The organism is Promicromonospora umidemergens, assembly GCF_024171995.1.
Taxonomy (GTDB): Bacteria; Actinomycetota; Actinomycetes; order Actinomycetales; family Cellulomonadaceae; genus Promicromonospora; species Promicromonospora umidemergens.
Window position 1 is genome coordinate 62645 of the sequence record NZ_JAMTCT010000002.1, and the last position, 16080, is coordinate 78724.

Annotated in this window: 12 protein-coding genes; 10 read left to right on the top strand and 2 right to left on the bottom strand. The window is 72.4% G+C overall.

Going from position 1 to position 16080, the window contains the following annotated elements; translation table 11 throughout:
* Positions 1–8 precede the first annotated feature (8 nt).
* Genes carA through pyrF form a run of 3 tightly spaced genes read left to right on the top strand, consistent with a single transcriptional unit; the run spans position 9 to position 5541 of the window.
* Positions 9–1259 carry a glutamine-hydrolyzing carbamoyl-phosphate synthase small subunit gene (gene carA / locus APR04_RS03815; protein WP_253868494.1) on the top strand — a complete coding sequence of 417 codons (1251 nt, stop codon included), beginning with the start codon at positions 9–11 and terminating at the stop codon, positions 1257–1259.
* Complete coding sequence (gene carB / locus APR04_RS03820) at positions 1259–4633, top strand: carbamoyl-phosphate synthase large subunit (RefSeq protein ID WP_253868075.1); 3375 nt, start codon at positions 1259–1261, stop codon at positions 4631–4633. Before carA ends, carB begins: the two co-directional genes overlap by 1 nt.
* On the top strand, positions 4630–5541 hold the full coding sequence (pyrF, locus tag APR04_RS03825; protein WP_253868076.1) for an orotidine-5'-phosphate decarboxylase: 912 nt from the start codon (positions 4630–4632) through the stop codon (positions 5539–5541). The genes carB and pyrF overlap by 4 nt, the downstream gene beginning before the upstream one ends.
* Positions 5542–5622: 81 nt before the next feature.
* On the opposite strand, the gene APR04_RS03830 is transcribed toward pyrF, so the two are convergent.
* Complete coding sequence (locus APR04_RS03830; protein ID WP_253868077.1) at positions 5623–7794, bottom strand: SGNH/GDSL hydrolase family protein; 2172 nt, start codon at positions 7792–7794, stop codon at positions 5623–5625.
* A gap of 472 nt (positions 7795–8266) precedes the next feature.
* Between APR04_RS03830 and mihF the strand changes: the two genes are divergently transcribed.
* The 7 genes from mihF to APR04_RS03865 all read left to right on the top strand — a co-directional run bounded on the left by mihF (position 8267) and on the right by APR04_RS03865 (position 15247).
* Positions 8267–8578 (top strand): integration host factor, actinobacterial type, encoded by a 312-nt coding sequence (gene mihF, locus APR04_RS03835; protein ID WP_253868078.1) that lies wholly within the window; start codon positions 8267–8269, stop codon positions 8576–8578.
* Position 8579: 1 nt separating this feature from the next.
* Positions 8580–9179, top strand: coding sequence for a guanylate kinase (gene gmk, locus APR04_RS03840; RefSeq protein WP_372496066.1), 600 nt, complete (start codon positions 8580–8582; stop codon positions 9177–9179).
* Positions 9180–9274: 95 nt separating this feature from the next.
* Complete coding sequence (rpoZ, locus tag APR04_RS03845; RefSeq protein WP_129788923.1) at positions 9275–9610, top strand: DNA-directed RNA polymerase subunit omega; 336 nt, start codon at positions 9275–9277, stop codon at positions 9608–9610.
* Between the two features lie 71 nt (positions 9611–9681).
* Complete coding sequence (coaBC, locus tag APR04_RS03850) at positions 9682–10917, top strand: bifunctional phosphopantothenoylcysteine decarboxylase/phosphopantothenate--cysteine ligase CoaBC (RefSeq protein ID WP_253868080.1); 1236 nt, start codon at positions 9682–9684, stop codon at positions 10915–10917.
* A gap of 76 nt (positions 10918–10993) precedes the next feature.
* Positions 10994–12184, top strand: coding sequence for a methionine adenosyltransferase (metK, locus tag APR04_RS03855; RefSeq protein ID WP_253868081.1), 1191 nt, complete (start codon positions 10994–10996; stop codon positions 12182–12184).
* Positions 12185–12362: 178 nt separating this feature from the next.
* A complete protein-coding gene (locus APR04_RS03860) occupies positions 12363–14600 on the top strand; it encodes a primosomal protein N' (RefSeq protein WP_301312120.1) in 2238 nt (745 codons plus the stop codon).
* A complete protein-coding gene (locus tag APR04_RS03865) occupies positions 14597–15247 on the top strand; it encodes an HAD family hydrolase (protein ID WP_253868082.1) in 651 nt (216 codons plus the stop codon). The genes APR04_RS03860 and APR04_RS03865 overlap by 4 nt, the downstream gene beginning before the upstream one ends.
* Before the next feature lie 19 nt (positions 15248–15266).
* Here APR04_RS03865 and APR04_RS03870 read toward each other — a convergent pair whose 3' ends face one another.
* The gene (locus APR04_RS03870; RefSeq protein ID WP_253868083.1) at positions 15267–16004 is read right to left on the bottom strand and encodes a hypothetical protein; all 738 of its coding nucleotides are present in this window, start codon (positions 16002–16004) and stop codon (positions 15267–15269) included.
* Positions 16005–16080 lie beyond the last annotated feature (76 nt).

Consider the following 16080-nt stretch of genomic DNA (forward strand, 5'->3'; position numbering starts at 1 on the left):
CCATCCCGATGACACCCGCAGCTACGTCCGCAGCCACACCCGCAGCACTGGTACTCGAGGACGGCACCACGTACCGCGGCCGGGCGTACGGAGCCACCGGCACCACGTTCGGCGAGATCGTGTTCTCCACCGGCATGACCGGCTACCAGGAGACGCTGACCGACCCGTCGTACCACCGGCAGATCGTCGTCATGACGGCCCCGCACATCGGCAACACCGGTGTCAACGACGAGGACCTGGAGTCGGGTCAGATCTGGGTCTCCGGCTACGTGGTCCGCGACCCCGCGCGCCGCGTGTCGAGCTGGCGTGCGCAGCACTCGCTCGGCGAGGAGCTCGCCGAGCAGGGCATCGTCGGCATCTCCGACGTCGACACCCGGGCCCTGACCCGTCGCCTGCGCGAGGAAGGCGTGATGCGCGCAGGCATCTTCTCCGGCGACGACCTGGTCCGCGGCGGCTACCCGCGGCCCGTCGAGGAGCTCGTGGCGCAGGTGCAGGCCTCCCCGCAGATGGCGGGCGCCGACCTGGCCAGCGAGGTCTCCACGACCGAGGCCTACACGGTGGAGCCGACGGGCGAGTTCGAGGGCAAGGCCCCCGTCGCCACGGTGGTCGCCGTCGACCTCGGCATCAAGACCATGACACCGGTGCGCCTCGCCGAGCGCGGCGTGCGCGTCGTCGTCGTGCCGCAGTCCTCCACCGTCGCCGACGTCGAGGCTGCCCTGCCCAGCGACGGCACGCCCGCCGGTGTGTTCTTCTCCAACGGCCCCGGCGACCCGAGCGCGTCGGGCCACGAGGTCGAGCTGCTGCGCGCCGTCCTGGACCGCAAGATCCCGTTCTTCGGCATCTGCTTCGGCAACCAGCTCCTGGGCCGGGCGCTGGGCTACGGCACCTACAAGCTCGGCTACGGCCACCGCGGCATCAACCAGCCGGTGCTCGACCGCACCACCGCCAAGGTGGAGGTCACCGCCCACAACCACGGCTTCGCCGTCGACGCGCCGCTCGACGACGAAGGCTCCACCGCCCCGCACGACGGCGGCCGCTACGGCCGCGTCGTCGTCTCCCACATCGGGCTGAACGACCGCGTCGTCGAGGGCCTGACGTGCCTCGACCTGCCTGCCTTCTCGGTGCAGTACCACCCAGAGGCCGCCGCCGGCCCGCACGACGCCGCCTACCTGTTCGACCGGTTCGTCGGCCTCCTGACGAACCCGGCGGCGTGGCCGCCCGCTCTCAAGACAGCTACCACCACCGAGGAGAACCACTGATGCCTCGCCGTTCCGACATCTCTTCGGTCCTGGTCATCGGGTCCGGCCCGATCGTCATCGGCCAGGCCTGCGAGTTCGACTACTCCGGCACGCAGGCCTGCCGGGTGCTCCGTGAGGAGGGCCTGCGGGTCATCCTGGTCAACTCCAACCCGGCCACGATCATGACCGACCCCGAGTTCGCGGACGCCACCTACGTGGAGCCCATCACCACAGAGGTCCTCACCACGATCATCGCCAAGGAGCGTCCCGACGCCCTGCTGCCCACCCTGGGCGGGCAGACGGCGCTCAACGCGGCCATCGCGCTCGACGAGGCCGGGGTGCTCGAGAAGTACGGCGTCGAGCTCATCGGCGCGAACATCCCCGCCATCCAGAAGGGCGAGGACCGCCAGCAGTTCAAGGACGTCGTCGCCAAGTGTGGCGGCGAGTCGGCCCGCTCCGAGATCGTGCACACGATCGACGAGGCTCTGAGGGCCGCCCAGGTCCTCGGGTACCCGATGGTCGTGCGCCCGTCGTTCACCATGGGCGGCCTCGGCTCCGGCCTCGCCTACGACGAGGCGGACCTGCACCGCATCGTCGGCCAGGGCCTGCACTACTCGCCCACCACGGAGGTGCTCCTCGAGGAGTCCATCCTCGGGTGGAAGGAGTACGAGCTGGAGCTGATGCGCGACAAGGACGACAACGTCGTGGTCGTCTGCTCCATCGAGAACGTGGACCCCGTCGGCGTGCACACCGGCGACTCGGTCACCGTGGCCCCCGCGATGACGCTGACGGACCGCGAGTACCAGAACCTGCGCGACATCGGCATCGCCGTGATCCGCGAGGTCGGCGTCGACACCGGTGGCTGCAACATCCAGTTCGCCATCGACCCCGCCGACGGGCGCGTCATCGTCATCGAGATGAACCCCCGCGTGTCCCGCTCGTCCGCGCTGGCCTCCAAGGCGACCGGCTTCCCGATCGCGAAGATCGCCGCCAAGCTCGCCGTCGGCTACACGCTCGACGAGATCCCGAACGACATCACCAAGGTCACCCCCGCGAGCTTCGAGCCGACGCTCGACTACGTGGTCGTGAAGGTCCCGCGGTTCGCGTTCGAGAAGTTCCCCGCCGCCGACGACACCCTCACCACGACCATGAAGTCCGTCGGCGAGGCGATGGCGCTCGGCCGCAACTTCACCGAGGCGCTCGGCAAGGCGCTGCGCTCGATCGACAAGGGTGGCGTCACGTTCCACTGGGACGGCGCCGCCCCGGCCGGCGAGGAGCTGGCGACGCTGCTGAAGGAGATCGAGCGGCCGACCGAGCAGCGGCTCGTCCAGGTGCAGCAGGCGCTGCGCGCCGTCGCGACCGGCGACGCCACGCTCGAGCAGGTCTTCGACGCCACCAAGATCGACCCGTGGTTCCTGGACCAGATCCAGCTCGCCAACGAGGTCGCAGCCGAGGTCGCGGCGGCGCCGACCGTCACGCAGGACGTGCTGCGCCACGCCAAGCGGCACGGCCTGTCCGACGCCCAGATCGCGCGGCTGCGCGGCATGGGCTCCTCCGGCGAGGTCACGGTCCGCGAGCTCCGGCACGCCCTCGGCGTCCGCCCGGTCTACAAGACCGTGGACACCTGCGCGGCCGAGTTCGAGGCCAGGACCCCGTACCACTACTCGAGCTACGACTCCGAGACCGAGGTGGCGCCCCGCGAGCGCGAGGCCGTGATCATCCTCGGCTCCGGGCCCAACCGCATCGGGCAGGGCATCGAGTTCGACTACTCGTGCGTGCACGCCACCCTGGCGCTGAAGGACAAGTACGAGACCGTCATGGTCAACTGCAACCCGGAGACCGTCTCGACGGACTACGACACGTCCGACCGGCTCTACTTCGAGCCGCTGACCTTCGAGGACGTCCTGGAGGTCTACCAGGCCGAGCTCGCCGCCGGACCCGTCAAGGGCATCATCGTGCAGCTCGGCGGGCAGACGCCGCTGGGTCTCGCGCGGCGTCTGGCCGAGGCCGGGCTGCCGATCCTCGGCACCAGCCCCGAGGCGATCGACGCCGCGGAGGACCGCGGCATCTTCGGGCAGGTCCTGCTCGACGCCGGTCTGCCCGCGCCGGCCTTCGGCACCGCTCGGTCGCTCCCGCAGGCCCGCGAGATCGCCGACCGCATCGGCTACCCGGTGCTCGTGCGCCCGTCGTACGTGCTGGGCGGTCGCGGCATGGAGATCGTCTACAGCGAGGACCAGCTCACCGGGTACGTGGAGCGCGCCCTGGAGGCGGCAGCCGCCTCCCACGCCGACTCCGGTGCGTCCGGCACGCTGGCGGCGCCGCTGCTCATCGACCGGTTCCTCGACGACGCCATGGAGATCGACGTCGACGCCCTGTTCGACGGCGAGGAGATGTTCCTCGGCGGCGTCATGGAGCACATCGAGGAGGCGGGCATCCACTCGGGCGACTCGGCGTGCGTGCTGCCGCCGGTGTCGCTGAGCGAGGCGGAGATCGCGCGCATCCGCCGCTCCACCGAGGCCATCGCACGCGGCGTCGGGGTGCGTGGCCTGCTGAACGTCCAGTACGCGCTGGTGAGCGACGTCCTGTACGTCCTGGAGGCCAACCCCCGCGCGTCGCGCACGGTGCCGTTCGTCTCCAAGGCGACGGGCACGCCGCTCGCCAAGGCGGCGGCGCGCGTGATGGTGGGCGACTCGATCGCCGACCTGCGGGCCGAGGGGATGCTCCCCGAGCACGACGGCGCGACCCTCGACCTCGGCGCTCCGCTGGCGGTCAAGGAGGCCGTGCTGCCGTTCAAGCGCTTCCGCACCCGTGAGGGTCTGGTCGTCGACTCGGTGCTCGGCCCGGAGATGCGCTCCACCGGCGAGGTCATGGGCTTCGACAAGGACTTCCCCCACGCGTTCGCGAAGTCGCAGGCGGCGGCGTTCGGCGGGCTGCCGACGTCGGGCACGGTGTTCGTGTCGGTGGCCGACAGCGACAAGCGGCACGTCGTCTTCCCGGTCAAGCGCCTGGTGGAGCTCGGGTTCAAGGTCCTGGCGACCGAGGGCACCGCCACCGTGCTGCGGCGCAACGGCATCGAGGCCACCGTGGTGCGCAAGCACACCGAGGGCCGCGGGCCGGACGGCGAGCTCACGGTCGTCGGGCTGATCACCGAGGGGCAGATCGACCTGGTCGTGAACTCGCCCTCCGGCCAGGGCGCCCGCGCGGACGGCTACGAGATCCGGGCGGCCACGACGGCGGCCGACAAGCCGATCGCGACCACCGTGGACCAGCTCGCCGCCGCCGTGCAGGGCATCGAGGCGGTGCTCGCCGGCCCGTTCGAGGTGGCGAGCCTCCAGGAGCACCAGGCGGCGACGGTGGCTCGGCGGGCGGCGGCCAAGGCGCCGGCGAACGCATGAGCGGCGTCGAGGCAGGGCCCGTCGCACCCTTCGGTGCGCGGCTCGCCGCCGCGATGGACGCCAACGGTCCTCTGTGCGTCGGCATCGACCCCCACGCCTCGCTGCTGCAGGCGTGGGGCCTGCCCGACGACGTCGACGGCCTGCGCGAGTTCTCCCTCCGGGTCGTGGACGCGCTCGGGGGCAAGGTCGCGGCGTTCAAGCCGCAGTCGGCGTTCTTCGAGCGGCACGGCTCGCGCGGGCTCGCGGTGCTGGAGGAGGTCGTCGCGGCGGCCCGAGCCGCGGGCTCCGGCAGCACGGGAACGCTGACGATCGTGGACGCGAAGCGCGGCGACATCGGCTCGACGATGAGCGCCTACGCCGAGGCGTTCCTCGCGGACGGCTCGCCGCTGGCGGGCGACGCGCTCACGGTCTCGCCCTACCTCGGGTTCGGCTCCCTGCAGCCGGCGGTCGAGCTCGCCGCGGCCACGGGCCGTGGGCTGTTCGTGCTGTGCCTCACCTCCAACAAGGAGGGCCTCGAGGTGCAGCACGCGCGCACCGGCGGCCCGGAGGGTGCTCTGGACCGCGCGGTGGGCGGCACCGTCGCGGCGCTCATGGCCGCGCGCGCGGCGGTGCTCAACGCGGGAGCCGAGCCCATGGGCTCCGTCGGGCTCGTGGTGGGCGCGACGATCGGCGACGCCGTCCGTGCCACGGGAACCGATCTGGTGGCCGTCAACGGCCCGCTGCTCGCCCCTGGTGTGGGCGCCCAGGGCGCGGGGGAGCGGGAGCTCGCCGCGACGTTCGGCGACGCCCGGCGGAACGTTCTCGCGTCGTCGTCCCGTGCGGTGCTCGGCGCCGGACCAGACCCGGACGCGCTGGTGCGCGCGGCGCGCGCCGCCGCGCGCGAGGCGCAGGCGGCCCTGCGGTCCTGACCAGCGCCCCGGCGTCGTCCTCGACGACGCTCTCCCGGCCGGGCCGAGCAGGTCCGGCCGGGAGAGCCGTCGGGATCTCGGCTACGGCGCCGTCTGCTCCAGGGTGAGGGCGAAGATCTTCAGCCTGGACTCGTCCGGCAGGGTGAGGGTGGCCGCCGTCCGGGACGGGTCGAGCTCGCTCGCGCGGCTGAAGATGCTGACCGCGGGACCATCACGCCCCACCCCGGCGCGCAGCCGGTACGGGGCTCGTACCGCCACCTGCTCGCCGCTCTGGGCGCCCTGGGCCCAGTCGCTGACGGCGAGCGAGACCGTCTCGGTGCTGCCGTCGGTGTACGTGACCGTCGCGGTCTCGTTCACCGAACCGTTGCCGGCGGCCGCCAGCACGTGCAGCCGGTCCGATCTCAGGTCGGGGAGGTCGACAGTCTTCCCGTCGGCCACGACGGTGTTGTCGTCGCCGTCGGCGCCGCTCGGGAACGCGTACGCCATCTCGGCCAGCAGGGTCGTCCCGGGTGCCGGCAGGGTCTCCGCCGCGTAGCTCCACCCCTGCCCGTCGAAGTTGCCGTCGCTGTCGTCGGCCGCGCTGGCGATCGAGTCGTGGTCGTGGTCGAGCTCGACCGGGCAGACGTCGTCGTCCTGAGCGCAACCGACGCCCACCAGCTCCAGCTGGGAGGTCGTGACGGCCCGGCCGACACCTTCCACGGCGAGCTCGAACCGGACGGTCCTGGTGCCGGGGGCGGCGTCTTCCGGCAGCCGTACCGCCGGGCTGAGGTCGACCTGGGTCAGCCGACCGCCGCTGGTCGCCTCGAACGGGGTCACGGTGCGCTCGCCGTCGACGACGGTGGTCAGGGTGCCGGTGACGGAGCCCGGCTTCTGGACGACGGCCCGGACGCGGAAGTCGACCTCGGCGGGTCGCCCCGCGAGGGCCACGGCGGACTGCGGGGAGCTCGCGACGCCGACCGAGCGCTCCACCGGTGCGGGCTTGCCGGGGCGGACCTTGCCCGGCGTGCCGAGCACCGACAGGTCGACGGCGCCCGCCATCGCCGCCAGGCCCGCCTCGCCGGGATGGAGGTGGTCGCCGCTGTCGTAGCGCGGCAGCATCCGCTGGGGATCCTCGGGGTCACGGATCGTCTCGTCGAAGTCGACGACGGCATCGAGCTCGTCGCTGGTCCGGACCCAGTCGTTCACCGCCTGTCGGGTGGCCTCCTGCTCGGGGCTGTAGCTGTACCAGCCCTTGAACGGGGTGATGGTGCCACCGATCACCGTCAGACCGGCGTCCCGGGAGTCGCGGGCGATCTGCCGGAGGCCGGCGATGATCTTGTCGGCGTCGAGCTGGTGGGGGTCCTGCTGGATGTCGTTGATCCCCAGCAGCACGATCACGCTGCTGGCACCGGCCCGCTGCAGGACGTCGCGCTCCACGCGTTCGGTCGCGCGCACCCCCGCACCGTCGAGCAGCACCCGGTTCCCGCTGATGCCGGCGTTCAGCACGCCGATCCGCGCCAGGTCGCCACCTTCCGCGCGCAGCCGTGCCGCGAGCACGTCGGGGTAGCGGCGGTTCATGTCCTTTCGTGAACCCACTCCGTCGGTGATCGAGTCCCCAAGTGTGACGACGGCGCCCGGGCTCCGCCCCGGCTCGACGTCGACCTCGGTCACGTAGTGCAGCGCGGTGGTGGTCTCGGTCAGCGCGCTCCCGTCCACGCTGGCGGCATGGTCCGTGCCGTCGGTGGCGAAGTACGACGTCGCGAGGCCCTCGGCGTGGTAGGTGACCGGCCCCGAGGGTTCGGGGGTGAACGTGGTGACGAAGAGGTCGGACGCGGCGCCGAGGCGGAGCGCGACCGGATCGCTGTAGATCTCGGCGCCGGCGGGGATCGTGACGGCCGCGGTCCCGTCGAAGGTGACGTCGCGCAGGGTGCCCTCGGCGACGGCGGCCGACCCGGGCAGCCGCTGGATGCCGACAGTGGTGTGCTCCACCAGGACCGGCTCGGTGCCGAACGCGTTGGACAGCTTCACCCGGACGCGGTCGCCCCCGACGCTGGTATGCACGAGGTTGCGGATCGTGAACCCGGCGTACCCGTCGGGGCTGGTGCCGCCGTTGGGGGCCGCTGACCAGGTGCCGACCCAGGTCGACCGGTCGGCAGAACCCGGAGGGTCCTGGGCCAGCGCGGGGAGCGGGCCGGCCGGCCCGCCGACGGCGAGGGCGGTGGAGAGGGCGAAGGCTGCGGTAAAGGTTGCGGTGAGCGAGGCGAGACGATTCATCGATCTGCTGCTTCGGGGCACGCGGCACTCCTCTGGCCATGACATCGGTGTCAGTGTCGATGGACGTTACGGTGACGGTCGATCCTGCGTCAATGGTCTGTCCAGCTCGCCGCCGACAGGTCACCCGCTGGCGGCGGGCAGGACCGAAGCCAGGACGGGGCGCGGTGCGGGTCCGCGAAGGCCAGGCAAGGTGGTCGGAAGTCCCGGGTCCGTTCAGTGCTCTCGCGGCCTCAACGGTCGCAAATGGGGGTCTTTTCGTGCGTTATATGTTAAATGGCTGATCGCGGTTCTGCATGAATTTTCACGAAGTGGGGTTCTGCGATTGCCGACCACTGACGCGGTGGCTACTTTCGATGCAGCAGTTCACACCAGACCGGTTGCGGACCAGGTCACGGACTTGGGCATCTGGCCCGAGCGAGGACCAGGGGTGTCCGAGCCAGGAGACCGGTCGAGACACGAGTAGGTGACTTGCGTGGCACTACCTCCACTCACACCCGAGCAGCGTGCGGCAGCACTCGAGAAGGCAGCCGAGGCGCGACGCGCGCGGGCAGAGATCAAGAACAAGCTCAAGCACTCGCAAGGGTCTCTCAAGGAGGTCATCGAGCAGGGGCAGCAGGACGACGTCGTCGGCAAGCTCAAGGTCGTCTCGTTGCTCGAGTCGCTGCCGGGGGTCGGTAAGGTTAAGGCCAAGGCGATCATGGAAGAGATCGGGATCGCCGAGACCCGCCGCGTCCGAGGCCTCGGACCGCACCAGTCGGCGGCGCTCATCGAGAGGTTTGGCTGAGATCAGTACGACACAACCCGCACGGCTGACCGTGCTCGCAGGCCCCACAGCAGTGGGCAAGGGCACGGTCTCCGCTGATGTGCGGGACCGTTATCCGCAAGTCTGGCTGTCCGTGTCGGCGACCACCCGGTCGCCACGCCCGGGCGAGGTGGACGGAGTGCACTACCTGTTCGTGTCGCCGGAGGAGTTCGACCGCATGGTCGCCGCCGGGGAGATGCTCGAGTGGGCAGTGGTGCACGGTCGCAACCGCTATGGAACGCCACGTCGCCCTGTCGAGCAGAAGCTCGCCGCAGGGGTGCCCGTCCTCCTGGAGATCGACCTCCAGGGTGCGCGCCAGGTGCGTTCCGCTGTCACGACCTCGGGCCTGCAGGCCCGATTCGTCTTCCTCGCGCCGCCGAGCTTCGACGAGCTGGTACGCCGGCTCGTGGGCCGCGGCACGGAGGACTCCGAGGAGCGTGAGCGTCGGCTCGCGACCGCCCGGGTCGAGCTCGCGGCGGAGGAGGAGTTCGACGTCACGATCGTGAACGACAACGTCCACCGCGCCACCGACGAGCTCGTCTCCGTCATGGGTGTGGGTTCCTCCACACCTGTCGCCGGCTAGGGCGGGCATCTCGCCCGACATCTCCGAGCGGCAGAGCAGGTAGACTCTTCCTTCGGACTTTCTCCCACTCACCTTAAGACTTCTGGAGCTTCATCATGGCCGGAACCGTCGCAGCCCCCGAGGGCATCACCGACCCGCCGATCGACGAGCTGCTCGAGCGCATCGACTCGAAGTACGGCCTCGTGCTGTACGCGTCCATGCGTGCCCGTCAGATCAACGCTTACTACTCGCAGCTCAACGAGGGCCTGCTGGAGAACGTGGGCCCGCTCGTCGAGACCCGCAACCAGGAGAAGCCGCTCTCCATCGCGATGCGCGAGATCACCCAGGGCCTCCTCACGATCGAGGAGGTCGACCCGGCGGAGGTTCAGGCCCAGGCCGACGCCGCGGCGGCCGCGAAGGCCGAGCAGCCGCTGCCCGAGTTCCCGGCCTGACCGGGGCTTGACCCGCGGTACCCGAGCTGTCAGATGAGCGTGCCGTCGAGCGTGCCGAAGGGCGACCACCGATGAGGATCCTCCTCGGCGTGAGCGGGGGGATCGCCGCGTACAAGGCGGTGCTCCTGCTGCGCCTGCTGCGCGAGCAGGGGCACGCCGTGCGGGTCATCCCCACGCGTGCCGCCCTCGAGTTCGTGGGTGCCCCGACCTTCGAGGCGCTGTCGGGCGAGCCGGTCAGCACCGAGGTGTTCGACGACGTGCCCGGCGTGCAGCACGTGGCGCTGGGCAAGGGCGCCGACCTCGTGATCGTCGCCCCTGCGACCGCCGACTTCATGGCGCGCGCCGTGCTCGGCCTTGCCGACGACCTCCTGACCACGACTCTGCTGGCGGCCCGCTGCCCGGTGGTGTTCGCCCCGGCGATGCACACCGAGATGTGGGACCACCCCGCGACACGGGCGAACGTCGCCACCCTGCGCGAGCGGGGCGTGCACGTGATCGAGCCGGCGGCGGGCCGGCTGACCGGCACCGACACGGGCCCCGGCCGGCTGCCCGAGCCGGAGGACATCGCGCGCGAGGCGCTCTCGCTCGTCGGGCCCGTCGGGACCCCGCCCCAGCCCCAGGACCTGGCGGGGCGCCACGTCGTCGTCTCGGCGGGCGGCACCAGGGAGCTGATCGATCCCGTGCGGTTCATCGGCAACCGGTCGAGCGGCAGGCAGGGGGTCGCGCTCGCCCAGGCGGCCGCTGCGCGCGGCGCCCACGTGACCCTGGTGGCGGCGAACCTCGCGCAGGACGTGACCGACCAGGTCCGGACGGGCGAGCGGCCCTGCGCCGTCGTGCAGGTCGAGTCGACGGCTGAGCTGCGTGACGCCGTGCGCGCCGCGGGTGCGGACGCGGACGTCGTGGTGATGGCCGCCGCGGTGGCGGACTTCCGCCCGGCCGCCACGCCTGACGCCAAGATCAAGAAGGTTCCTGGCCAGGGCCCCGCGCCGATCGAGCTGGTCGAGAACCCGGACATCCTCGCGGAGCTCGCCCGCGTGCGGCTGCGGTCCGGTCAGGTGGTGGTGGGCTTCGCCGCGGAGACGGGCGACGCCTCCGGGACGGTGCTCGAGCACGGTCGCGCCAAGGCCCGGCGCAAGGGTGCCGACCTGATCGCGGTCAACGCCGTCGGCTCCGGTCGCGGCTTCGGTACGGACAGCAACGAGGTCACGGTCCTGGACGGGGCCGGCGACGTCGTCGGGCAGGCCGCCGGGTCCAAGCGCGAGGTGGCGGACGCCCTGTGGGACGCCGTCGTCAAGCTGCTGCCGTAGCTCTCGGCTCGACCGTGACCCCCGTCTCACCTTTCAGGATCGACTGTTCGCTGTGCGAGACCGTAGGCTGGTACCCATGAGCGAGCTGCGCCTTTTCACGTCCGAGTCCGTGACCGAGGGTCATCCGGACAAGGTCTGTGATCAGATCAGCGACGCCATCCTCGACGCCCTGCTGGAACAGGACCCGGCGTCGCGCGTGGCGGTCGAGACCATGGTCACCACCGGTCTGGTGCACGTCGCGGGTGAGGTCACGACCGAGGCCTACGTCGAGATCCCGCAGATCGTGCGGGACGTGGTGCGCGGGATCGGCTACACGTCCTCGGCCATCGGGTTCGACGGCGACTCGTGCGGTGTCTCCGTCTCGATCGGCCAGCAGTCGCCCGACATCGCACAGGGCGTCGACAAGGCCCTGGAGATGCGGAACGACACGGGTGACCTCGACCCCATGGACGCGCAGGGTGCGGGCGACCAGGGGCTCATGTTCGGCTACGCGTCGGACGAGACGCCCTCCCTGATGCCCGTGGCCGGATGGCTGGCGCACCGCCTCTCGGAGCGCCTGGCCGCCGTGCGCAAGTCGGGCGAGCTGCTGGGCCTGCGCCCGGACGGCAAGACCCAGGTGACCGTCGGGTACGACGGCGACCGCCCCGTCGCGATCGACACGGTGGTGCTCTCCACGCAGCACGACGCCGACGTCCAGCAGGAGAAGCTGCACGTCGAGGTGGCCGAGACCGTCATCGCCCCCGTGCTGGACGCCGCGGGCCTGGACTGGTCCGGCGCGCAGCAGTTCGTGAACCCGACCGGCAAGTTCGTCATCGGCGGGCCGCAGGGCGACGCCGGCCTGACGGGCCGCAAGATCATCGTCGACACCTACGGCGGCATGGCGCGGCACGGTGGTGGCGCGTTCTCGGGCAAGGACCCGTCCAAGGTGGACCGGTCCGCGGCGTACGCCATGCGCTGGGTGGCCAAGAACGTGGTCGCGGCAGGGCTGGCGAGGCGCTGCGAGGCGCAGGTCGCCTACGCGATCGGCAAGGCGCACCCCGTGGGCCTGTACGTCGAGACCTTCGGTACCGAGACCGTTCCCGTCGAGCTGATCACGTCGGCGATCCGTGAGGTGTTCGACCTGCGCCCTGCCGCCATCGTGCGCGACCTCGACCTGCTGCGGCCGATCTACCGCGCGACGTCGACGTACGGGCACTTCGGGCGCGACCTGCCCAACTTCACGTGGGAGCGCACGGACCGCGTCGAGGACCTGCTGAGCCTCTTCTGACGGCTGCTGACCGGCACCTTGCCTCGAGGTCGGCTCTCTGCCTCGAGGTGTCGGTGGCGCGTGGTGGGATAGGGACGTGAACGGGGACGTGGGGCAGGCGGTGTCGCCAGACGAGGCGGTGCAGAGCGAGGCCGTGCAGGACGAGGCTGTGCAGAGCGAGGCCGCGGAGCACGACGAGCTGCCGGACGGCGCACTCCTCGCGCTGGACGAGGTGGGCGCGGCGCCCGCCCGTGGACGCGGCCGTGGCGAGAACCCGCTCGACAAGGCGGAGACCAACGGCATCCCGATCAGCGCGACCCTTCCGGTGGCCCGGGTCGTGCTCGACCTGCAGCCCGCGCACCTCGACCAGCCGTACGACTACCTGGTCCCGGCCACTATGGCCGAGGAGGCCCAGCCCGGCGTCCGCATCAAGGCGCGGTTCGGGCGGCAGGACGTCGCCGGGTACGTCGTGGCACGCCAGGAGACCTCCGACCACGACGGCCGCCTCGTGCCGCTGCGCAAGGTGGTGTCCGGCGAGCAGGTTCTGACGCCGCAGGTGCTGGAGCTGTGCAGGGCGGTCGCGGACCGGTACGCGGGCACGCTCGCCGACGTGCTGCGCCTGGCGCTGCCTCCCCGCCACGCGCGCGTGGAGAAGGAGCCGGCGGCCGAGCAGCCCGCGACGGACGGCTCCACGACGCCACCGGGGTCGTCCGCCTGGGCCCCGTACCGCGGGGGAGAGGCGTACCTGCGCCGCATCCAGGCGGGCGAGGCGCCGCGGGCCGTCTGGTCGGCGCTGTCAGGCGTGGGCACGGACACCAGCACGGACACGAGCACGGACACGAGCCCCGCCTCCGGCCGCGCGGGCAACGGCACGCCGCACTGGGCCGCCGCCGTCGCGCAGGCGGTGCGGGCGTGCACCGCCGGCGGGCGCGGGGTGCTGATGGTCGTGCCGGACGCCCGGGACGTCGCGCGAGTGACCGCCGCGCTGGCGGGCGCGGGGCTCGATGAGGACGACGTCGTGCGGCTTCTCGCCGACGACGGGCCCGCACCTCGCTACCGCGCGTTCCTGCGGGCGCTGCGCGGGACCGCGCGGGTTGTGGTGGGCACGCGGGCCGCGATGTTCGCTCCGGTCGCCGATCTCGGGCTGGTGGTCCTCTGGGGCGACGGCGAGGAGACGCTCGCCGAGCCGCACGCCCCCTACCCGCACGCCCGCGAGGTGCTGGCGCTCCGTGCCGAGCGGGAGGGTGCGGCGTTCCTGCTGGGCTCACCGGGCCGCACGGTGCAGGCGCAGGCTCTGCTGGCCTCGGGCTGGGCGCGCGAGCTGGCGGCTACCCGGGACGTGGTGCGCTCTCGTGCGCCGCGGGTGCGGGCCCTGACCTCCGTCGAGCTCGCGCGGGACGGCGCCGCGGCGGCGGCCCGCCTGCCGTCGGCCGCCTGGAAGGCCGCCCGGGACGCCCTGGAGCACGGTCCCGTGCTGGTGCAGGTGCCACGGTCCGGCTACCTGCCCGTCGTGGCGTGCTCGCGGTGCCGGGTGGCAGCCCGCTGCGGGCACTGCCACGGCCCGCTGGGCCTGCCGCACGCCGACGGCGCCCCGCAGTGCACCTGGTGCGGGCGGCTCGCGGGCGGCTGGCACTGCGAGGAGTGCGGCTGGACGGGCCTCCGGTCGGTCCGCGTCGGGTCCGCACGCACCGCCGAGGAACTCGGGCGCGCGTTCACGGGCGTGCCGGTGCGGCTGTCGTCGGCGTCGGCCCCCGGCGGGGTGCTCGACGCCGTCCCGGCCACGCCGGCGCTCGTCGTGGCGACGCCCGGTGCCGAGCCGGTCGCCGAGACCGGGTACGCCACGGCGCTCCTGCTGGACGCCGCGGTGATGACGGGCGGAACAGGCCTCGCCGCCGGCACGGAGGCGCTGCACCGCTGGCTGGCGGCCGCGTCGCTGGTGCGTCCAGGGCCGCGGGGGCAGGTCCTGCTCGTCGGCGACGGCGCACCGGGACCGACCCAGGCCCTGGTGCGCTGGGACCCCGCGGGCTTCGCGGAGCGCGAGCTGGACGAGCGGGCCGAGCTGCACCTGCCCCCTGCCGTGCGGGTCGCCGCAGTGACCGGGGACCGGACGGCGGTCGACGCGGTCGTCGCGCGAGTCGGGCTGCGGGAGGACCCGGGAACCGGTTCGGGCGTGCTGGGGCCGGTCGAGGTCGACCCCGACGCCGCGGGGCGAGGACCGGCCGGCCGGGGCACCGGAGCACCGTCGGGCGGCAGAGGCAGCGGCGCGGGCCGAGCCGCGGTCCAGGCCTTGGACCTGCCCGTACGGACGGTGCTGCGCGTACCGCTCACCCAGGGCGACGAGATGGCCCGTAGGCTCAAGGCAAGTCTTGCCGTCCGCTCCGCACGTCGCGAGGGCGGCACGGTCCGTGTCCAGCTCGACCCCAAGGAGATGCTTTGACGACCAGCCCCGTGACCCAGCCCGCCGCAGAAGATGGTCCGGCGATCGACACCGTCGTCTACGACTTCGGCAACGTGCTGATCGGCTGGGACCCCTTCGGCCCGTACGTGGGCCGGCCACGGGCCGAGATCGAGGCGTTCTTCGAGGCTGTGGACTTCGCCTCGATCAACCACGCCGCCGACGCAGGGACGCCCTACGCGGTGCTGCTCGAACGCGTGGAGCGGACTCGCCCCGACCTGGTCGAGGACCTGCGCCGGTACGTGGAGCACTACGAGCTGTCGCTCATCGGGCCGATCGACGGGTCGGCCGAGCTGGTCGCCGAGCTCAAGGGGCTCGGGCTGCGGCTGTACGGGCTGACGAACTGGCAGGCCGAGACGTTCCACAGCGCCGAGCCCGCCGCGCCCGCGATCGGGCTGATGGAGGACGTCATCGTGTCCGGCCGCGAGGGCATGGCCAAGCCAGACCGCCGCATCTTCGAGCTGGTCGTCGAGCGGTTCGGGGTCGACCCGGCCCGCGCCGTGTTCATCGACGACAAGGACGTGAACGTGGACGCGGCGCGCGGCGTCGGCTTCCACGGCGTGGTCTTCACGACCACCGAGGCCCTCCGCAAGGACCTGCGCGCCCTGGGACTCCCCGTCGCGGAGTAGCTGGGGCTGCCGGGCCGCATCAATGCGTGGAGAGATCCACGGTGCGTTCCTCCGCGGCCGCCGCCCGGAGACCGTCGAGCGTGCCTGCGTCGGCCTCGGGGTGGTGGTCGGCGGCGTTGTTCGCCGCTATCGCCTCCGCGACGGGCCACGTGATCGCGCCGTCGCCGTGCACGTCGCCAAGGAAGGCGCCGTCGAACACGATGACCCACTCCGGCGGCGGCCAGGGCTCCGGACCCACGTGGTTCAGGAACAGGACCAGGTCGTCCAGCCCGAGGAGCTCCTCGGCCACCCGGTCGACGTCCGCGCAACCGTCGATGCTGACGTGCACCGTGACCGTGCCGCCCTCGAGCACCGTCAGGTCGCCCAGGGAGTCGACGACCTCGTCGACCTCGAACGTCAGGTCGATCTCCTGGAGGCTCGGATGAGCCGGATCGCCGGGTGCCCAGCCGGTGAACCGGCCGACAGCGGCCAGCTCGGAGGCACGCGAGTCCCCTGCCCCGTCGCCGGTGTACGTGACCGATGGCAGGGCGGCGGTCACCGTCCCCGGGTACCAGGCGTAGTCGGCGGTCGGCGCGGGCAGGGCGAGCACCTCCGCGAAGCCGGCATCGCCAGCACGTGCCCCTGCGCCGCTGCCGCAGCCACCAGCGCTCCCCGGACCGGCGGCGCACCCCGCCAGCAGCCCACCGGCGAGCAGCACGAGCACCTGGGGGACGAGCCCGTGTGGGACGAGCCGGGTCCGCCGCACGGTTCGACGCATCATGGTCCTCCGACCGGAAAGGCGCTGGTAGCGCTGGTACAGCGACTCTGTGCCGAGGACCACGGCCCTTGCACCC

Bases quoted from the DNA above. Each gene is read 5' to 3' on its own strand.
- carA (WP_253868494.1), top strand. From the start codon at position 9: ATGACACCCGCAGCTACGTCCGCAGCCACACCCGCAGCACTGGTACTC.
- carB (WP_253868075.1), top strand. From the start codon at position 1,259: ATGCCTCGCCGTTCCGACATCTCTTCGGTCCTGGTCATCGGGTCCGGC.
- pyrF (WP_253868076.1), top strand. From the start codon at position 4,630: ATGAGCGGCGTCGAGGCAGGGCCCGTCGCACCCTTCGGTGCGCGGCTC.
- APR04_RS03830 (WP_253868077.1), bottom strand. From the start codon at position 7,794: ATGAATCGTCTCGCCTCGCTCACCGCAACCTTTACCGCAGCCTTCGCC.
- rpoZ (WP_129788923.1), top strand. From the start codon at position 9,275: ATGGCCGGAACCGTCGCAGCCCCCGAGGGCATCACCGACCCGCCGATC.
- coaBC (WP_253868080.1), top strand. From the start codon at position 9,682: ATGAGGATCCTCCTCGGCGTGAGCGGGGGGATCGCCGCGTACAAGGCG.
- metK (WP_253868081.1), top strand. From the start codon at position 10,994: ATGAGCGAGCTGCGCCTTTTCACGTCCGAGTCCGTGACCGAGGGTCAT.
- APR04_RS03870 (WP_253868083.1), bottom strand. From the start codon at position 16,004: ATGCGTCGAACCGTGCGGCGGACCCGGCTCGTCCCACACGGGCTCGTC.